General features: G+C 41.2%; 10 protein-coding genes and 1 pseudogene. 3 read left to right on the top strand and 8 right to left on the bottom strand.

Translation table 11 applies throughout. From position 1 onward, the window contains the following. Positions 1 to 150: 150 nt before the first annotated feature. The 4 genes and pseudogenes from E5N72_RS19110 to folE2 all read right to left on the bottom strand — a co-directional run. A pseudogene (locus E5N72_RS19110) lies at positions 151 to 1,101 on the bottom strand (AMP-binding protein); the annotation flags it as partial. A 41-nt stretch (positions 1,102 to 1,142) separates the two neighbouring features. Further along, positions 1,143 to 1,784: a thermostable hemolysin gene (locus tag E5N72_RS19105; protein ID WP_135926691.1), complete on the bottom strand. Its 642-nt coding sequence runs from the start codon at positions 1,782 to 1,784 to the stop codon at positions 1,143 to 1,145. A 186-nt stretch (positions 1,785 to 1,970) separates the two neighbouring features. After that, positions 1,971 to 4,130: a S46 family peptidase gene (locus tag E5N72_RS19100; RefSeq protein WP_135926690.1), complete on the bottom strand. Its 2,160-nt coding sequence runs from the start codon at positions 4,128 to 4,130 to the stop codon at positions 1,971 to 1,973. Between the two features lie 124 nt (positions 4,131 to 4,254). Continuing rightward, entirely contained in the window at positions 4,255 to 5,139 is an 885-nt protein-coding gene (folE2, locus tag E5N72_RS19095; RefSeq protein ID WP_135926689.1) for a GTP cyclohydrolase FolE2, read from the bottom strand. A 489-nt stretch (positions 5,140 to 5,628) separates the two neighbouring features. Between folE2 and E5N72_RS19090 the strand changes: the two genes are divergently transcribed. After that, complete coding sequence (locus E5N72_RS19090) at positions 5,629 to 7,794, top strand: M3 family metallopeptidase (RefSeq protein WP_135926688.1); 2,166 nt, start codon at positions 5,629 to 5,631, stop codon at positions 7,792 to 7,794. A gap of 321 nt (positions 7,795 to 8,115) precedes the next feature. Here the strand turns inward: E5N72_RS19090 and E5N72_RS19085 are convergent, their stop codons facing one another. After that, complete coding sequence (locus tag E5N72_RS19085) at positions 8,116 to 12,123, bottom strand: rhombosortase-dependent M36 family metallopeptidase (protein ID WP_135926687.1); 4,008 nt, start codon at positions 12,121 to 12,123, stop codon at positions 8,116 to 8,118. A gap of 127 nt (positions 12,124 to 12,250) precedes the next feature. Between E5N72_RS19085 and E5N72_RS19080 the strand changes: the two genes are divergently transcribed. Further along, entirely contained in the window at positions 12,251 to 12,745 is a 495-nt protein-coding gene (locus tag E5N72_RS19080; RefSeq protein ID WP_135926686.1) for a hypothetical protein, read from the top strand. A gap of 211 nt (positions 12,746 to 12,956) precedes the next feature. Here the strand turns inward: E5N72_RS19080 and E5N72_RS19075 are convergent, their stop codons facing one another. Together E5N72_RS19075 and E5N72_RS19070 are read right to left on the bottom strand one after the other, a co-directional pair. Further along, complete coding sequence (locus E5N72_RS19075) at positions 12,957 to 13,658, bottom strand: M15 family metallopeptidase (protein WP_205994331.1); 702 nt, start codon at positions 13,656 to 13,658, stop codon at positions 12,957 to 12,959. A 53-nt stretch (positions 13,659 to 13,711) separates the two neighbouring features. Further along, positions 13,712 to 15,337 carry a sensor domain-containing diguanylate cyclase gene (locus E5N72_RS19070; protein ID WP_346763509.1) on the bottom strand — a complete coding sequence of 542 codons (1,626 nt, stop codon included), beginning with the start codon at positions 15,335 to 15,337 and terminating at the stop codon, positions 13,712 to 13,714. A gap of 353 nt (positions 15,338 to 15,690) precedes the next feature. Here E5N72_RS19070 and E5N72_RS19065 point away from each other — a divergent pair, with 353 nt between their 5' ends. Beyond that, positions 15,691 to 16,878: a heparan-alpha-glucosaminide N-acetyltransferase domain-containing protein gene (locus E5N72_RS19065; protein WP_135926685.1), complete on the top strand. Its 1,188-nt coding sequence runs from the start codon at positions 15,691 to 15,693 to the stop codon at positions 16,876 to 16,878. Positions 16,879 to 16,929: 51 nt separating this feature from the next. Here E5N72_RS19065 and E5N72_RS19060 read toward each other — a convergent pair whose 3' ends face one another. Continuing rightward, entirely contained in the window at positions 16,930 to 19,797 is a 2,868-nt protein-coding gene (locus E5N72_RS19060; protein WP_135926684.1) for an FAD-binding and (Fe-S)-binding domain-containing protein, read from the bottom strand. Positions 19,798 to 19,963: the final 166 nt, after the last annotated feature.

Genomic DNA, 19,963 nt, shown 5'->3' with positions numbered 1-19,963 from the left:
CCCAAAGCTGGTGATCAGCTGATTTTTCAAGCGACCTTGAATAACCAAGCGGCCTGCTTGCTCAGTGACGAGATCGCCAGTTGCATACCAATCGTCGGCACTTTGCGCTGCTTGACCTAAGTACCCTAAAAACAATGAGCCTTTGATATAAAGCTGACCATTTTCAATTTTGTATTGAATGTGCTTAAGTACTCGCCCTGCGGTGTCGATGTCATCATCATCGCGCGTGTTTAGGCTCACCACCGATGAAGACTCAGACAAACCATAGCCTTGATAAACCGGTAAACCGAACTCTCGGGCTTGCTTAATAAGTGCTTGGCTTACAACCGCGCCACCCACTGCAATAAACTTTAAGCTTTTAGGTGCTTGCCAGCCTTGCTTTGCAAAAGCCACTAAACAAGTCAGCAACTCAGGCACTAAAATAAGGGTATGTGGCTCAGTGCGTTCAATTGCGGCTATTAATTTATGTGGTTCAAGTAGCTGTGCACCTGAAAAACCAAGTTCAGCTAAAGGCACTAAGTTAACCGTGCCACCCGCTAATAGCGGCGCATACACACCGGCTAAATTCTCAAGCAAAACCGGTAGCGGCAGTAAACATAAATGGTTTGGTTTTTCTAAACCAATGCTTTGATAAAGTGATGTTGCCACCTGCAATTGGCTTTCAAGCGATAAACACACGCCTTTTGGTGTGCCCGTTGAGCCAGACGTAAAGGTAATCTTTTGCGTGTTTGCAAAATAAGGAACTGGCTGTGTATTACTCAATTGGTAAACATATAAAGGGTAATGCTTACATACATCGACTAACGCCACTAATTTAGCATGCTCGCCTTCGTAAGCGCGGTCACATACAAATAGCCCTGCCCCACTGTTTTGCAAACCAAACGCTATTTGCTGAGCCGTAAAAAACGTTGGTAGCGGAATAGCCACTCTTTTAAGCTCGCTAAGCGCAGCTTCTAATACACACCAAGCAGGTGTGTTATCTAATTGAAAGGCAACACCCTCGGCATTAAACTCAACCAAAGTAGCTAACAGACGAGTTACTTGTTCAGTAAAATCTTGTTTAGTTATTGAGCGCACACCATTACTTTCATGGCAAACCATTAAGGTATCGCTATCTTTGTGTGGTAACTGTGTTAACCAGCTCATAGCGCCTCCAAATAAACAGCCAATTCAAGGGATGACTGTAAACACTGCTGTTTAATATTGAATAAAACTGGGGTGTTTAATACACGTTGATGTGCTTCGTTTAGGTCAACCACACAAATGGTTGGTTGGTTGTCGTAATAGCTACCCCAGCTTGCTGGATCTTGGAGTGCTTGTGCATTTGCAACACCGATTTCTTTGCAATTAACACCTAGCATTTTTAATAGCGCTCTGACTTTGCGGGTTGCACAAAACACTAAATATTTTGCTCCCGCTTGGTAGAGTGCTTCGTTCATTAAAACAAAATGTGCCAAGGTGGCTTTTCGATGCGTTGAGCATAAATTACCTAACTCAAAAATGTGCTCACGCTTGGCACCAACAAAGTGCTCAATAGACACAGGGAGGTATTGTTCAATAAACAAAGGTTGTGATGCAGAGCGAAGACCTAACGTACATACTTCATCATCAACATTCAGCTCACAAAGAAGCGGCATGAACTGCGAAATTTTCGCATCATAAGCTGCAGCAAAACCTTGCTTAATATTACTCTCAAGACGGTCGCGGAACTGACCTCCTTCACGCGTGCAAACAAAGGCAGGCTCTTGAAATTGAGTTTGATGTGATTGTTGAACTGAAAGCATAATTGTTCGCTCCACTTAGGTTATGTGTAAAATTTATCGAGCGAAACTTAAATAAAACTTAAGAAAAATTAATTTTTATAAATATTTTTCAACCTCATGATATTTAATGTTTTTATTTTTATAAAAAACAAAAATGCCAGTCTATAAGACTGGCATTTTAATGCTTAAATTAACGTTAAACTTAGATTACTTAACGATAGTCATCTCTTTAAGTAGATTTTGAGCATTATCAACTTTATCCATCACCCACAACATGTATCGTGAATCAACGTGAATCGAGCGATTTAAGTTTTCATCGTAATCCCAATCACCAATAATACTTTCGTAAACACCATCAAATAACAAACCAACTAGCTCAGCATTACCATTTAATGTTGGTGAACCTGAGTTACCACCTGTGGTATCTACATTTGATAAAAAGTTAACCGGAACCGTATTCATACCGCCGGTGTAATCGCCATAAAGCTTTTGCTTAATTAACTCATTTTGCTTTTCTGGTGAGTTGAATGGTTCAACACCGGTATTTTTTGCAAGCAAGCCTTCTAAAGATGTAAAGGGGGTTGCCACTAAGCCATCTTGCGGTGAATAGCCGCCTACCGTGCCGTAAGTTACACGCAAGGTGCTGTTAGCATCAGCATAAACAGGCTTATTAAGTGCCTTGTTATAAGCGATAATTGCTTCCATTAATGCAGGGCGAGCAGCTTGCTGTTTACCAGCCAGCTCTTTTTTCGCATCTTCAATGTCTTTAGTAACGGCAAAAACAGCCTGAGCGTATTGAATGAATGGATCGCTACTTTGCTTTAACTGAGCAAGGTCAAGTTCTGTCATCCATAAACGTTTGCTTTCATCTGCAAGAACCGATTTAGCATACATATCATCAAGTAACGCTTGTTGTTTTTGTTTATCAAAACCATTGGTTAAACCAAGCGCTTTATCTACCTCTGCAACTCGCTCATCGTTTGGCAAAGCTGCATATTGCTCAATAAAGTACAATAAAATGGCTTTATCAACGGTTTCATCATAACGACGACTCATGCTTTCTAGGCGTGATTTAATACGCGGCATATCACGCTCTTGATAACCGCTTTCGCGCTCAGCATCTGGCTTTTGTTTTTCATAAGCTAAACGATACAGCATACGAGCCGATGACATCATTTGTGAGCGGTGTACGTAACCTAACATACGGTCACGTTGGTTGTGCTCTTGAGACTCAGCAACTAACGCCGTTAAATCAGCAAGTACATGTCCGTATTTAGCTTTGCGCTTACTATCTTCATTGATCCACGCAGTGAGATCTTTTTCAAATTGTTGCTTACGGCTATACATTGAACCTTTGTTAAAGCTCTCAATCATTGAGCCATAGTTTTTAATGTAGTTGTTGTAACCCGCAATCGTGCTTTCATAAGCGATTCGTGCCTCTGAACCATCCGGGGCATTTTCTTCAATTAACGAGACATATTTAGAATTATATTTACGCGCTAATGGGTAGGCTGTGTTAAACACGTAATCAACTTCAGGCGAAATACGGTAGCGGTTTGTGCTGCCCGGATAACCGGTAACCATCACAAAATCGCCTTCTTGTACGCCTTTAGCGCTTACTTTTAAAAACGCATCACTCTGGTACGGTACGTTATCTTCTGAATATTCAGCAGGCTTGCCATCTTTGCCAACATACGCGCGATAGAACGAGAAATCACCGGTGTGGCGCGGCCACATCCAGTTGTCGATATCGCCGCCGTATTTACCTACGCCCATCGCTGGTGCATATGCTAAACGTACATCTTTAATTTCAAGCGCTTTAATTAAGTAATATTCAAGACCACCATGGAAGGTATACACATTACAGCGGTAGCTTTGGTCTTGCTCACACTCACTAACAAGTGCTTTTTCATTTGCTTCAATGGCATCAAAACGTGCTTTACCTGTTAGCTGTTCAGTACCTTGGTTTACTTTATCGGTAACTTCTGTCACTTGCTCTGTCACATAAACACGAGAACCCGGCGCTGCAGGTACTTCTTCGCCCGTTGTTTTAGCTAAAAAGCCATTTTCTAAAATGTTATTTTCGGTGGTTGAGTTATATTGAATCGAACCATAGGCACAGTGATGGTTTGTTACAACTAAGCCTTTTGGTGAAACAAACGAAGCAGTGCAACCACCAAGGCTAATTACTGCGTTCATCGGAAACTCGGTCAATTTTGAAATTGACTCAACATCAATGCTTAAGCCTTTCGCTTTTAGGATAGATTCAAGTTCTGGTAGCTGGTGAGGTTGCCACATGCCTTCGTCGGCAACAGCAACATTTGCTACAGCCAGACCCACTGCAGCAGCAATAAATTTAAAACGCATAGTCGTCCTTTATATTTGTTATGTTTATCTTGTTAGCGCTCTTATCATTATCATTGTGCTAGCCAATAGCAATAATTTGCGACCGCTAATGTCAAAGTTTGTAAACCAAATAAGGCTGTAGGGCCTAATACTTAGACTCATAAACCACAGCATTGTGGCCGTGTAAGCTTTCTTGATGCTCCACTTTAAATTGGTAATCAGTAATACCTGGCATGGTTTCGAAGCACTGCTTTAGCCGCCTTGCTGCATCTTCGCAAAATAATAAGTTTTTTGCGTTAAGGGCGGCAAATGCTTGTTCATCTTCACGCTTAACGGCGGTTTGCACTGGGGTCCCTATGGCTTGCTCACAGACTGTGATAAAGCCACTAATATCCGGAAGCTTTTCGTTACTAAAAGTGACATCGATATACGCATATGAGCGCTGGCTATGAGGGGTTGCAATAGAGCCCTGTTCACTTGTGAGCCAATTGATTAAAGATGCTTTATCAATAGCGGCATCGCTAAACTGTTTATCGACCGCTTCGCTCAAAAGCTGCCTCGATAATGCCGCTGAACATGGGCACGTGCTGCTATAGGCAATATCGACTTTTAAGTTAATGGTAAGTGATTGCTGCTTCGTGATGGTTAAAACTACAGGGTAAGCATTGTAACCGCAATGGTCGCTCAGGAGCGCAGGTTTTAGCTCTGGTAAATCAAAATGCAGCACCAGTTTTACGCTTTTACTTAAGTCTTTTTGTGATGCTAAAACGGCATTCATAAACTCACTAACACGCTGACTAGTTAAGCTTTGTTTAGCCAATAGCTGATTAAGTAGTAAATAGAGACGCGACATATGAATGCCTTTTGCATCGCTATCAAGGCTGACAAAAATATCTGCTTTGGCATTAAGGTGCGCCTCAACATTAGGTTGTGCAAGTTTACAAGGTAATGCGATACCTTCCATGCCAACCCATTTTAAAGGTGATTGAAAATCTGTATTAGAGTGCGAGGTTATATCGGGTAATTGCATATCAACTTCTTGTATTATTTATATATATTGCTAAAGCATCAATTCTGATGAACTGAATAAGTGCTATCGCACCAAAGAAAATGATACAATATAACATTACAAAACTTTATCAAGAGCTAATTTTTGGACCTTTCACACCATCATTGTCATGCAGCTATAAACGTAAGGACGAACTTGCATTATGAGTATTAATTTTAAACAGTATCTGATAACAATTTAGCTTGAGAAGTCGAAAAAGATACGCTGACATTTACGAAAATTAACCACTTATCGCAGCCAATAATCACCTTATCGCAACGAATGAGATTATTGCTATCGATACACAGTATGCTCTATATATTAACCGCAAAGTTATATCAGCCTCACTCATGCACACATTCGTGCCATCTTTGTGTAATCTCATACTAACAACCAACACTAGGATTACATAAAGTGCTGACATAACGTTATATCAGTACAATTACTTTAAAAAATGACAAGAGAAACACTATGAAACACCTAGTCGCAACCGCGATCAGCTCAGCGTTATTACTAACGGCCTGTTCTGAGCCTCAAACTACAGCTGATACGCGTAAAACTGAACAAACAGCAGAAGTAACTGCAGCTGAACAAGCAAACCCACTATTTGTTAAAAGTGCACTGCAATACGAGGCGCCTGATTTTAGCCTTATTAAAGATGAACACTTTATGCCAGCTTTCAATAAAGGCATGGCAGAGCAAATGGCTGAAGTACAAGCTATCATCGACAACCCTGCAAAGCCTGATTTTGCCAATACTGTTGTTGCTCTTGAAAAAAGTGGTGAGCTGTTAACCCGTACTCGTAGCATTTTTTATAACTTAGCAGGCAGTGACTCAAACCCTGCTCGCCGTGAAATCCAAAAAGAATTAGCACCTAAGTTAGCATCACATAACGATAATATTTTTCTTAATAAAGCACTTTTTGAAAAAGTAGCAGCGGTTTATAACGATGCAGACAAACTAGCATTAACAGCCGAAGAAAAACGTTTACTTGATGTTTACTACAAGCGTTTTGTTCGCGCTGGTGCACAATTAAATGCCGAACAAAAACAGCAAATTCGTGATATCAATACTAAGCATTCAAGTTTAACGACGCAGTTTTCGCAAAACTTATTAGCACTGACAAAAACAAATGTTGTTATTGTTGATGACAAAGCTGAGCTTGAAGGCTTACCAGCGGGTCAAATTGAACAGCTTGCTAATGCAGCAACGGAAGCTGGTCATGACGGTAAGTACTTAATTAAGATCACCAATACAACTCGCCAGCCTATATTAGCAACCCTTAAAAACCGTCAGTTGCGTGAAAAAGTATGGCGTGCATCGGCTGAGCGTGCGCTATCAGGTGAAAATAATAACCGCGATATCGTGGCAGAGCTTGCTCACTTACGCGCTCAAAAAGCTAAATTATTAGGCTACGACAGCTGGGCTGATTTTGGTTTAGAGTCACAAATGGCGAAAAAACCTCAAGCAGTATTTGATATGTTTGCGAGCATGATCCCTGCATTAATGCAAAACGTTAATGCTGAAGCAGCGGCTATTCAAGCTAAGATCGATGAGTCTGGTGAAGAATTTAAGCTACAGCCATGGGATTGGTTATTCTACGCAGAGCAAGTTCGCAAAGATAAATACAACCTAGACGAAAATGCAGTAAAAGAGTATTTCGAATTTAATCGTGTTCTTGAAGACGGTGTGTTTTATACAATGAACCGTTTATATGGGATTACTTTTAAACCACGTAGCGACTTACCAGTTTACCACCCTGATGTGAAAGCATATGAATTATTTGACGAAAATGGTAAAAGCCTAGCTATTTTCTATTCCGATTACTTTGCTCGTGAAGGTAAACGTGGTGGCGCTTGGATGAGCTCATTTGTGAAGCAGTCTGGTCTAAAAAATCAAAAGCCTGTAGTTGTGAATGTAATGAACATTCAAAAAGGCGCGAATGGTGAACCTACACTTATCAGCTACGATGAAGCAACAACGATTTTCCACGAGCTAGGTCATGGCTTACACGGTATGTTCTCAAAAGTTAAATACCCAACACTTTCAGGTACCTCGGTATCACGTGACTTCGTTGAGTTTCCTTCTACCTTTGAAGAAGACTGGGCAATGTACCCTGAAGTTATCGCTAACTATGCGAAACATCATAAAACAGGTGAGCCAATTCCTGATGAGCTACTTGAAAAAGTCATTCAATCTCGTAGCTTTAACCAAGGTTTTGATACCTTAGAGTATGTTGCTGCTGCACTACTTGATATGGAATGGCACTCACTTTCTGCTGATGCGCCACTACAAGACATTGAAAAGTTTGAAGAGCAAGCTCTTACTAAGCATGGTGTTAACGTACCATTTGTACCACCACGTTATAAATCTGCGTTCTTCTCACACTCAATGGGCGGTGGTTACTCAGCTGGTTACTATGCTTATATGTGGAGTGAAATCCTAGCTGCAGACGCGTTTGCTTATGTTCAAGAGCAAGGTGGTTTAACTCGCGAAATGGGTGAAAAATACCGCAAAGAAATTTTAGAAGTAGGTAACTCGCGTGATCTGATGGAATCGTTTAAAGCATTCCGTGGTCAAGAGCCTGATACGTCTGCGTTGTTAAAACGCCGTGGCTTAAAAGCAACGGTTCAATAGTTTACCTTAAGCTTTAAGCCGAATTGTGGGGTTATCGAGTATTGATAACCCCACAACATTTAACCTCTTTACTCTTCACGTAGGTTGGGTCGAGCGAAGCGATACCCAACGTAAAGAACCTTCCAGCTATCAGTCTTCAGACGCGCGAAACAAGTTTCACGCCTACAAAAAGGGGCTAGGTTCTAGGACGCGATGTAAAATCTGCTACCTTGTATCTCGTATCTCTAAACTCGAAACTCGCTAACTTTACTCTCGCTAACTTAAAAACAAAAAAGCCCTTACAGCGAGCTGTAAGGGCTTTGTTATCACTATTTAAAAGTATTATTTACGTTTACGGCGACGGCCGATAAGCGCTAATGGTGCAAGTAGAAGCGTTAAGAAACCAAAGCTACCATTGCTAGATTTAGTTACTTTTTTCTCTTCTACTGGCTCAGCTTCGTTAGTTACAGCAACAGTGAACTGCTCTGAAACAGAATCTGTCCCATCGCTCACAGTTACTTCAAATACTAACTCGTCATCGCTTGAGATAGCACCTGGCTTGAAGCCTAAAGTAGCCGTATCAGCACCTGTAAGCGTTGCTGTAGTACCGCTCACTTGAGTCCATGTGTAGCTTAGTGTGTCGTTGTTACGGTCTGTTGCTGTAACAGACACAGTACCTGAAGCCGATTCAGTAACCGTTTCATCACCAGAAACACTAATAATAGGAAGTGCGTTATCACATGCTAACGTATCACCAGCAATTACGTTCGAGAAGATTGGTGACGTTACATTGCTTACAGTCACGTTATCAATCCACCAGCCGAACTCACGTACTGCGCTGTCTGATGAGATACGGAAGCGTAATTTTGCACGGTTACCGTTTAGTTCAGTACCAAAACGAATAGTTTCGTAGTTACCATAAACACCATTATCAATATTGTTACCTGTGAAGGTATCGCGATCTTGTAGTGCTTGTGCGTCATTTTCGATTAGTGGGCCGTCGTAACCAACATCAAATGAACCGCCCATTTCAGTAACATCAACCCAGTTACCACCATTCACGCTGATTTCTACAACACCACCATCCCACTCGTTTTCGATTAGGTAGAAGTGCCAGAATGAAACTTCAAATTCACCTGCAAAGCCAATATCGAACTCTCTTGACTCAATAGCAACATCTGACTGGAAGTCATTGTTGTTCAAGTACATTGTTTGCTCGCCAAGACCAAAACCAAAGCTGTTGAAGAAGTTAACATTACCGCCAGTTGCCATGCTTTGCGTGCCAACAGCTAAGTCATCACCTGTCATTACGTGCTCTTTCCAGTCGCGTAATGATGTACCTGCTACTTCCATATCATCAGCAGTTTGTGAACTAACAGGTGCCTTGTCTTCAAAGTCCATGTTTACAAGGTAAGATACTGTATCGCTTAGAGCTTCAACGATTTCATCATCAGCAGAAAGCTCAGGGAATGACACTTCGATTTCAAGCGTATCAGCAGTGCCAGCATCGTTTAATGTGAACTTAATTGGCGCACTTGTTTGCGAAGCATACGGTGTTGTATCGTCAAATGTGATTAAGCCATCATTTTCAAATGTAACATCGTGGCCACTCACAACAGTTAATTGTGCTTGTGTACCTGTTAGTACTTCACTACCTGTATTCATGATGCTAACAGTTAAAGTACCTGTTTCACCCTTATCAAGAATGTTGTCGTTTGAACAATAACCAAGCTCAACACCATTGTAGCTTGCATTCATTTCAACATCTTTTAGGGTAAAGCTTGCAAGTTGCATTTTGTCAGATTCAACAACACCTGTTAAATCTTCACTGAAACGATCTGGCGCTTGAGCACCTAAGCCCATACCACGCTTAGCAAATGCACCTAAGATTAGTTTGTAATCTTCAGGGTCAACTGCGTATGCAGCCGCTAAGATTGCATCACGTGCTTCTGTGTATAATGGTGCAACTGGTGTTAACTTGTAACCAGCAACTAGGTAGTTAGCCATACGGTTTTGAGCATCTTCAAAGCCGTGCTTGTTGATAAGCGCTACGTAGCTTTCCCAAAGCATGGTTGCCCAAATTTCACCTGCAGCATGTGGTGAAGCAACACTCGTTGGTGCAATACCTACATCATCACCAGCATCTTCAGTAATGTGACGGAAAGACAGTGGGTTAACGTCCATATTTGTTGAATATGGAACACGACGGATACCATAATAGAAGTCTTCTACGAAAGTACCGCTGCCGTATGCTTTTTGGAACTTGTCGTTACCCGGGATGTTAATATCATCAGCTTTAGCAATGAACATCAATGAGTGGAAATCACCCCAACCTTCGCCCATCGCGCGGCCTTGGAAGTTGATAAGACCCGATGAGTTACCCACTAAACGGTTACTGATATAGTGACCCCATTCGTGAGCAATAATACCGTTATCTAACGTACCGTCTTTTAACGTAGCTTTATTGAACATGTTAACAGTAACAGTTTCGCCAGCATCGATACCATCGTAAAGTGCATGACCGTCAGCAAAGTTAAGACCCATGTTAGGGATAAGCACTGCATCATCTTCACCGCCCATTGGCGCTGGCTCATCAGTATCTGGGTTGTTATTCACAACAATTGCACCAATTGCACCCGCTTCTTGAGCGTGTAGTACTTTTGCAGTGAAGTTACAAGAACCACGGTCTACTAGCGCAATTTTACCAGCTAGTTCTGCTGCGTTTGTTGCAGGTTCACAACCATCAGTTACGCTACCAGAATCAACGTTATTATCGTCCACTAGACGAACAACTTCGCCAGCGATATCAGCAAATTGCATTTGACCAAAGCTAGATACTTTTGACGAATCTAGAAGACCAATGGTCGCGTCAGATGTTACAACCACACCATAGTCAATGCCTACTTTTGCATCTTTACTATTGTATAAATACATTTGCATGCGAGGGCTTGCACCATCTGCAGGCGTAGACATGTTTGCGTTGTTTAAACCGCTATTATCTTGTGCTTGCGCTTCGATTGGGTCGCCTTCAACACCACCACGGCCGTAGTTCGATACTTGCGCAACATTTGATGTTTCGTCAAAACCATGGTCGTAGAAGAAATCGTGTAAGAAGTTGTTCATGTAGAACAAGTTTACGATTGCCGCTTTACGGTTATCGTAGCTGTTTGCTACTTGGTCAACTTGATAAGGGTAATCGAATGTAAAGTCTGATGTAGTTTCAGCAGTGAAGTCACCTTCAGTGTAACCTTGAGGTGCGATTACATCGGCATAAGCAAAGACGTTGTTACCTGAAGTGGTTGTAGCATCATCAGCAAGCCACGGATCCATCGTGCTTAGTTTTTTATAGTAAGACAAACTTACAAGTGGTGCATCTAGGATTTCAGTTTCATCGATTTGATCTGGACCATCAGCTGGGATCACGTCGCCATGAGGACCTTCCCACGGATAACCATCTTCGTCAGCCCATACACGGTAGTTAAAGTCTGCCGCGTGTGCTTTTAAGTCTTTCTTGAAATAAACTTTGCTGTTTTGTGCGCCAATAACGTAGCTGAAGTAATCGCTTTCTAGGCTGTTTTTATCAGCAACTTCTACTTCAACGTAGTATGCAGATTGCAACTCGCCCGCTACTTCAAAGAATACTTTCTTAGCACGTGGCTGGCCTAGTACAATTTTGTCACCAGTTTGGTTAGACACATTGTACTTAACATAGTCGCCTTGTTCAGTTGATTTAGTTAGCGATACGTCGATATCAGCAAGTTCTTTAATCGCACGTTTAATGCTTTGCTCCGCGCCAACAAATTCAGCAAGTGGTGCGAACGATTTGGTTGCACTAGCGCTTGTGTTTGCAAAGTAGCCAGAACCTGCAACTAGGTTATATTCTTTGTCCATGATCAGGTTGTATTCACGGTTGAATACTTCAATGTCATGTACTTTTTGCTTGTATTTAGCTGTGATTGAACCAAGCTTCTGCTCAGATAAATCAGTTAGTACGGCGCTCGATACACCTTTTTTCAGAGCGCTAACGCCCGTTAAAGCATTTAGATAAAAATCAGCAGCGTATGCATTGCGCTGCTCAGGAAGGATCATCGCCATGTCTGGCTTAGCTTGACCTACCGCATTCCAAAGGAACGTAGCTTTACCTAATTGCTCATCGAAAATTGATTTGTGCCCTGATACAGTACGACGCTCAGCTAATGCACGTTGCTGAGATACTTGAGGATTAAACTGTACTTGAGAACTAACACTTGATGCGTTGTAAAAGCGAGTTTGTTCACTTGCTTGTATTTGAGTTGATGCCAAGATAGCCGTTACCATAGTTGCAACAGCAGTTACTTTAAATTGAGACATTCCTTACGTTCCCTATTGTTATATTTTTATTTTCGGTTAACAATCATAACCAAAGCCAATGTACCTAATCTGGCAATCAAAAGACAGAATCAATTGTAAACAAAAGTAACGAACAAACAGGTCAACAATGAACAAAGCAATTAATATACAGTTAGTTACACTAGCGCTAATACTCTTATCAGGCTGTCAAAAAAGTGAAATATCCGAACAAGATAGCTCGCAACACTCAGCAAGCAGTTCACAAAAAGAACAAGTTTTAGATAAAGATGTTAAAAAAGTGGTCGAGATTAACAAACAAAAACCAATTAACGCTTTTAGCAATAATGGCGAAAAAATTACCTTTGCCGCGCCTACTTTAACCAAAGGCACTGAAGTATTTAATCACGCGATGAAAGAGCCTGGTATTGCTACCGGCGCTATCTATTTAACTCTCAAAGATAATAGCTTACCGGTAGAGCTTAGCAGCCAATATACGTTAAAAAAAATGACCAACAAAACATATCGATACCTTGCTGAAAAAGATACTGATTTATTAAAAGTGCAAGACGTTTTTAAACAAAATGCCAATGTCGATATTGTTGAAATTAAAGTTGATTATTCACCGATAAAAGAGGTGATGTAGGTTGGCTAGAGCCAGCGAAACCCAACATGAAGGAGCTCTCAGCCTTCAGATGCGCTGCTACAAGTTTCACGCCTACTTGTAGCAGCTTGTAGCAGCGGGTTTATCCCGCGTCATCATGCGCTAAGTTCTAGGTTCTAGCCCCTGGGTTCTAGGACGCGATGTAAAATCGCTGCCAGCTCGCCATCTCGTAACTCTAAACTCGCTAACTTAACTACTCCACCACAAAATCAAAATAGGTAGCGGGGTATGCTTGAGGTTGATAGGTAAAGTGCCACCACTCCATTGAATAAGGGGCGAAACCGGCATCAGTCATGAGGGTTTTTAGTTTATATCGATTGACTTTTTGTTCTGCGCTTATGCGCGGGTCGTCGGTGTTTGACAGGGTGTCGAACATATCAAAGGGTGAGCCCATATCGAGCTCTTTGCCTTTTTCATCGACTAAGGTTAGATCAATTGTTGAGCCACGGCTGTGGCCCGATTTAGCGGCGATATAATCACCTAGTAGCTTGTCTTTGCCTAGATTTGGATAAAACTCAGCTTTAGTGCGGGTATCCTCTAAATCGTTCACCCAACGCACAAAGTGATCGACTGCTCGTTGTGGTCGATAGCAATCAAATATCTTTAAGCTTAACCCTTCATTTTGAGCGGCATTTTGTACTTTTTTAAGGGCTGTAGCAGCACTATTATGTAATAAACATTTAGGTGCATTGTAGCCATCTATAGGTTTGCCAACAAAATTATGATGACCAAAATAACGAATATCCAACACTGCATTCGGTATCAATACGCCTACATCAATAAACTCGCTGCGCTTGTCGTCATCAGAGTTTGCGTAAACATTATTACCCCATGTCAGAGCAACGCTTGCAAACATAATTGGTTTTATTAATCGAGCGAGTAAAGTAAATGCCATATCGATTTGTCCGTAAATAACTTAATAACATTCACTATTGCATATAAAATAACTTATTCCAACACTGGAGTGTCAGAAATAGGGGTAAGCTCTTTATAGTAGCTGCCATCAACAACACAGCGATTGCGCCCGGTCTTTTTAGCTTTATATAAAGCTTGATCAGCCAATTTAAACACCTCTTCGAGGCTCAATTGTTCCAGAGGCCAGCCCGAAATACCTATTGATACATTAATGCAGCCCACTGGATCTATAAAGCTTTCTGAGACGCGCATACGCAAACGCTCAGCCAGTTGATACGCACGTTTTGCCTCAACTTTTGGCATGATCACAATGAACTCTTCACCTCCTGTACGTGCAACAACATCGCCATCGCGCGTGACATCCAGCAAGATTTTAGCAAGTGATTGCAATACTACATCGCCAATATCATGCCCATATTCGTCATTTACCCGTTTAAAATGATCGATATCGATTGCCAGTATCGCAAATGGACAACGCTGCTCTATAAAGTGACTTAACTGCATATCGAGACTACGGCGGTTATGTAAACAGGTTAATGGATCCGTTTGTGCTTCTTGACGTAACAAGCCAATTTTACTGTGTAATAAGCCAACACCTCTAAGCATGGCTTTTCTTAGCTCATTGCTTTCAAAGTACCATGAACGAATTTGTGTCAGCTCAAGCGAAGTAGATGGTCGATCGAGAGTATTGGCGGTTTCAGCTAATTGTCTCAAAGGTTGCGCAATTAAACGCGCAAGCACCCAAATAAATACAAAAGTGAGTAAACCAATAGGTGCCGTTTTTACAAATACTTGCCACATTAAGCTGTCGAGCGGTGCAAGGGTACTGTCTAGTGGACGCTGGGTTACTACTCCCCAAGGAGCTACTGTCATCGGTGCGTAGCCAGCAAGCATTGCAACGCCTTTGCTATTGGTAACAAGCTGAGTCCCTGAGTTCCCTTTTAGTACTTCTTCAATTACTTGGTTATCAAATACTTGCTCACCAATACGGTATTTATCGGGGTGGTAAAGTAAACGATGGTTTTCATCAACCACATATAAATAAGAGCCGTCTTGATAGAAATGAACTTGCAATAACTGATTTAAGATACTGGCGCGCTTTAAGTATAAAGTTCCGCCAACATAACCAATAAAATTGCTGTTTTTATCAAATAGAGGTTGCGAGATAAAAATGAGTAAATTACCCGCCATAGAAATGTAAGGCTCGCTTATCATAGGAATACGGTATGACAAAGCAGCCTTGGTGCCAAAACTATCTACTTTACGATTTTGAAGTTCAAGAGACTGCGGCGATACGCCAAGAATTTCGCCTTGTTTATTAACGATTATAATCGAGTTAAAACTATTAGTTTGTAATCTTAAGCGCTCTGCTTCAGCACTGATAAGCTTCTGATTATTAAAGTCTTCTTCAAGGATTTTGCCTACATAAGCAAGCTGTTGCTGAGCAGCTAACAAAAAGTTATCAGTAGCCGAAACCAACTTAGCAGCATAGGCTTTGTGATTACTCATTGTTTTATCTATTAGTTGTTGTTTTTGAACTTGGTAGCTCGAGTAATAACTATTTAAAAAGGTAATAAGCGTTGCAGAAAACGCTAATAATAAAATTAAACGACGTAGGTTTAAGCGTTTGCTAAGACTATTAAGCACGATACTTCTCACATATGGGCCCAAAATTCCATATCGGGTACATCTAATACCTTTATACTAGCAATTTGTTCTGTGTACCTCTATAAAACTTTTATCAGAATTTGATTTAGCGCAAACAAATAAGTGTAATTACTCTAATTGCAAGTTACTAATTTTTACAAAGGAAACATCCTTAATTTAAGTGAAAAAATCTGCAAATAGATGGTTCAACCAAGTAATGGCAATTCATTTCTTGTAATGTTTTTTCAATCAAATACTAAGCTAAGCGTTTAAAGCTTTACGGGTCAGTAATTGAACAAAAAGTAACTTGCTTTGAAGTAATAATTTATTACAATGTTAAGACAAAATAAAAATAAAGTTTTCTTATGCGCCAACATTGTTCCGATATTATAAAGTCACTCCCCACACACCGCCTTATGGCATTAGACGTAATGCGGGGGCTAACTATCACCGCTATGATCTTAGTAAATAATCCGGGGAGTTGGGGAGCGATGTATTGGCCATTAAAGCATGCACAATGGCATGGTTGGACACCGACTGATTTAATTTTTCCGTTTTTTATTTTTATTGTCGGCATGTCTATCACGCTATCAGTAAATAACTTGCGCGCTAAAGGAATGAGTGATCAGCAAATAGTAAAAGCAGGTGTTATTCGCACCCTTAAGCTTATTGCTCTTGGTTGGTTTTTAGCCCTGTTTTATTACAACTTTCGAGATCCCTCTTTCAGCTGGGTTGATGACAAACTATTGCAACTGCGAGTTTTAGGCGTTCTGCAACGTATTGGTTTGGTGTATTTAGTCGCTCTGTGTTGTTATCTCTATTTATCGCCTAAGAAAATAGCCATTACTTGCATCACTCTTTTATTATTTTATGGCGCCGCCATGTTTTATATCCCTTATACCTTGCCAACCGGCGAGGTAGTGAGTGGCTTATGGTTACATGGCAATAACTTAAGTGCCTTTATTGATAGTACGGTTTTAGGTAGTCACCATGTGTATTATGCGAATGCTAAGCCACTGCCATTTGATCCTGAGGGGCTTTTCTCAACACTGCCTGCCATTGCCAGTGCGCTAAGTGGCATCTTGGCTGCGGTTTACTTAACAAAACAACCTGATCTTAAAAAGCAAGCCCACGCATTTATCTTAGCAGGCATATTAGCTGTTTTTGCCGGCTATGCTATTTCGCCATTAACGCCTATCAACAAAGCATTATGGACACCAAGCTATGTGTTGCTCAGCTCTGGGCTTGCTATTATTACGTATGCCCTGTGCAGTGCCATTTTAGATATTTATAAAGTACGAAGCTGGGGCGCACCCTTTATTGTATTTGGCGCCAATGCGATACTCTTTTTTATGTTTGCAGGCGTATTTGCACGCCTATTAATAATGATTCCAATAGGCGATAGCAGCTTAAAAGGCAGTATTTACGGCTTAATACAAGTGTTTATAAGCAACGATTATTTAGCATCATTTGTATTTTCGCTGTTGTTTTTAGTGGTGTCTTATAGTGTGATGTATGGCTGCTACCGCAAAGGCATTTTTTGGAAAGTGTAGGTTTTTAAGAAATGGGCTAGTCAGACTAGCCCATTAAATTAGCCGTTAAGTCTATGGTATTGCATGGCTTTGTTTATCGAGTAGATACAAAATTGACTGATAACTAATGCCACTGTGCTCAGTTAAACCAATTTCACAGCTACGGCTGTTAGACACACCGCGACTACAATTTTTTGGCACATGTTGTTTAAGGGTTTTTAACGCGTTGCTATTTAGCTCTGGCAAGTTAAATCCTTTATCTCCGGCAAAACCACAACACTCAATATCAGCTGGAATAATCACTTCATTGCTACATGCCTTGGCAAGCGACACTAAGCTTTGCTCTTTACCTAATCGCTTTGAGCTACAAGTAACATGCAGCATCACAGGCTCATTCACTGGCGTTACTTGCAAATTAGGCAGTAAATGCTGGGCTGCAAAATCGGCACTTTCGTAAATTGTGAGTGATGCATTTTGCGCGGCATTAAAGGTGGTGAGCGCACAAGGGCTGGCATCAAAAACGATGGGATATTGGCCATTATTTGAAAGCGCCTCAAGCTCAGTAAGTAACTGCTCACTTTTGTTTAAAAACTCTTTATTCAAGCCTTTACTCGCAAATGGCATTCCACAACACAGTGAATCTACTTGTTTAGGTATTACAACCTCAAATCCCGCTTTTTGGGCTAATGAATGCATAACATCAATCAGTGGTCGTTTATCATCGGCAAGTTTATCTGCTGCAAAAACGCGAGTTGCACAGCTAGGCATATACACCAACTTTTTAACCTGTTGGGGTTGTTTAGAATTATTATTTATTGGTTGCTCCCCTCTTGGCCAAGCCGAGTAATACAACGGCGTACCAAGCAACTTATGAGCAGGTTTACTAAGACTTCTTAGGTTATTACTACCTATTGCTTTTTCGAGCACGTGCATCACGTTTAAGCCAAATCGAGCGCCAGATGCGACAACTGCAAAATGCTGACTGGCAAAGCGAGATAATGACCGTGTCACTTTGCTTGAAGAAGCTTGCTCTGCTCTGAGCGATTTTATAAATTCGCCCGTGTTTATTCCGACCGGGCATTTTAGCCCGCAAAGTCCCGTCGCCGCACACGAATCAATACCAAGGTATTTAAAGTCAGCCTCGATAACACTGAGCTTTTGGTTTAATTTCTGCTTACTCGCTAAATCATCGGTTGTTAGCAATTGATTGTGTAGCTCAGTGCGGTGTCGCCACAAGGTAATACGCTGCCTTGGTGTTAAGGTAAGACCTTTTGATGGGCAAACAACTTCGCAAAAGCCACATTCGATACAGGTATCGATAATATCATCACTTTTTGGCATGACTTTTAAATGCTGAGTGTGGGCATTTTTATCATGATTAATAATGACACCAGGATTAAGAATGTTGTGTTGATCAAATAGCTGTTTTAGCTTAACCATTACAGCGAAACCATCATCGCCCCACTCTGTTGCTACAAAAGGTGCCATGTTACGCCCTGTGCCATGCTCTGCTTTTAAAGATCCTTTTAGCTCAACCGCTACTAGGTTAGCCACATCGGCCATAAATTGCTCATAACGATTAACTTGATCTTGTGTATCGAACGCTTGGGTGAATACAAAATGCAAGTTACCCGCTAAAGCATGACCAAAAATGATGGCTTCATCATAGCCATATTTAATGAAGAGCTGATGAAGTGCGTTCACGCCTTGTGCTAATTTATCAAGCGTGAAGGCAACATCTTCAATAATTACGGTGGTGCCTGTTTCGCGCACAGCACCGACAGCAGGAAAGGTGCCTTTACGGATATTCCAAAGTGCCGCATTACGGGCACTATCAGCAGAAAAATCAATCGCAGCTAATTGGCTTTGACTAAACTGTGCAATAAGTTGCTGCGTGGTTTGTGTTAGTAACGCAAGGGCATCTGTATTCTCTGCTCTTAACTCAATTAAAAGTGCCGCTGACTGCTCGGGATAGCTGGCCACTTCTTTTGGCATTATGGCATGCTCAGACACCGACATCAGGGCACGTTTATCTAGTAGCTCAACCGCAGCAACATCAAGCTCACTCAGCCTTTGCACCAGCTCACACACCTTGCTGATATCATCAAAAATAAAGAAACCGGTATGTTTGTGTGCGTGCTCAATCACTGTGTGATAGGTAATATCAGCAATAAACGCCAGAGTTCCTTCAGAACCAATAATTAAATGCTTAATGATTTCAATTGGCTCTGAAAAATCCAGCAACGCATTTAAACCATAACCTGTGGTGTTTTTTAACCGGTATTTATGGGCGATACGCTCACTTAAGTCGCTATTTTCTTTAACACTGTCAACAAGGCTCATTAACTCATCAACCCATGCCCCATGACTTTGTAAAAACTTTTCACAACTTTGACTATCTGCGGTATCAAGCACAGTACCATCAGCAAAAATAAGGGTCATATCTTTGACTGTATGGTAGCTGTTTTGTGCCACCCCACAACACATTCCAGATGAATTATTTGCCGCCATGCCGGCTACTTTACAGCTGTTAATCGATGCGGGATCAGGGCCTATTTTCTTACCATAAGGTGCCAGTATTTGGTTTACTCGCGCTCCTATAATCGCAGGCTCTAGACGAATAGCTTCACCATCATCTAAAACTTCAAATTGACTCCAGCTATCACACAGTAACACTAATACTGAGTCAGTAATTGCTTGCCCAGACAAACTGGTTCCAGCTGCTCGAAAGGTAATAGCCACCTTATGTTGTTGTGCTGCACTTATCACATGCTTTGCTTGATTTTGGTTACTCACCAATACGATGAGCTCAGGCACCAAACGATAAAAACTGGCATCAGTGCCGTAGGCATATCGACGTGAGTAATCTTCTATTAATGCTGACTCTGGTAAAAAAGGTGTAATTTGCTGTTTAAATGCGTGCAATTGAGTAAAAGCCATCTCGCCCCCTGGCCTGCCATATCTGCGCTGATAATTATGGAATATATTATTACTTTAATTTGCCTTAAAAAGCGACCAATTAAATTGATAAATTATCAATTCACTAGCACCTTTGCAGTAATAAAGACTTGGTTATTTAAGCTTAATAGCCCTATTTGGTGATCTA

This window comes from Pseudoalteromonas sp. MEBiC 03607 (assembly GCF_004792295.1).
Lineage (GTDB): Bacteria > Pseudomonadota > Gammaproteobacteria > Enterobacterales > Alteromonadaceae > Pseudoalteromonas > Pseudoalteromonas lipolytica_C.
The sequence above is the reverse complement of the archived record's forward strand: the minus strand, read 5'-3'. Positions and strand labels throughout refer to the sequence as shown.

What these genes read in the sequence shown, in the direction of transcription:
- E5N72_RS19080 (WP_135926686.1), top strand. Translation starts at nt 12,251, where the DNA reads ATGAACAAAGCAATTAATATACAGTTAGTTACACTAGCGCTAATACTC.
- E5N72_RS19060 (WP_135926684.1), bottom strand. Translation starts at nt 19,797, where the DNA reads ATGGCTTTTACTCAATTGCACGCATTTAAACAGCAAATTACACCTTTT.
- E5N72_RS19065 (WP_135926685.1), top strand. Translation starts at nt 15,691, where the DNA reads ATGCGCCAACATTGTTCCGATATTATAAAGTCACTCCCCACACACCGC.
- E5N72_RS19105 (WP_135926691.1), bottom strand. Translation starts at nt 1,784, where the DNA reads ATGCTTTCAGTTCAACAATCACATCAAACTCAATTTCAAGAGCCTGCC.
- folE2 (WP_135926689.1), bottom strand. Translation starts at nt 5,139, where the DNA reads ATGCAATTACCCGATATAACCTCGCACTCTAATACAGATTTTCAATCA.
- E5N72_RS19075 (WP_205994331.1), bottom strand. Translation starts at nt 13,658, where the DNA reads ATGGCATTTACTTTACTCGCTCGATTAATAAAACCAATTATGTTTGCA.
- E5N72_RS19085 (WP_135926687.1), bottom strand. Translation starts at nt 12,123, where the DNA reads ATGTCTCAATTTAAAGTAACTGCTGTTGCAACTATGGTAACGGCTATC.
- E5N72_RS19090 (WP_135926688.1), top strand. Translation starts at nt 5,629, where the DNA reads ATGAAACACCTAGTCGCAACCGCGATCAGCTCAGCGTTATTACTAACG.
- E5N72_RS19100 (WP_135926690.1), bottom strand. Translation starts at nt 4,130, where the DNA reads ATGCGTTTTAAATTTATTGCTGCTGCAGTGGGTCTGGCTGTAGCAAAT.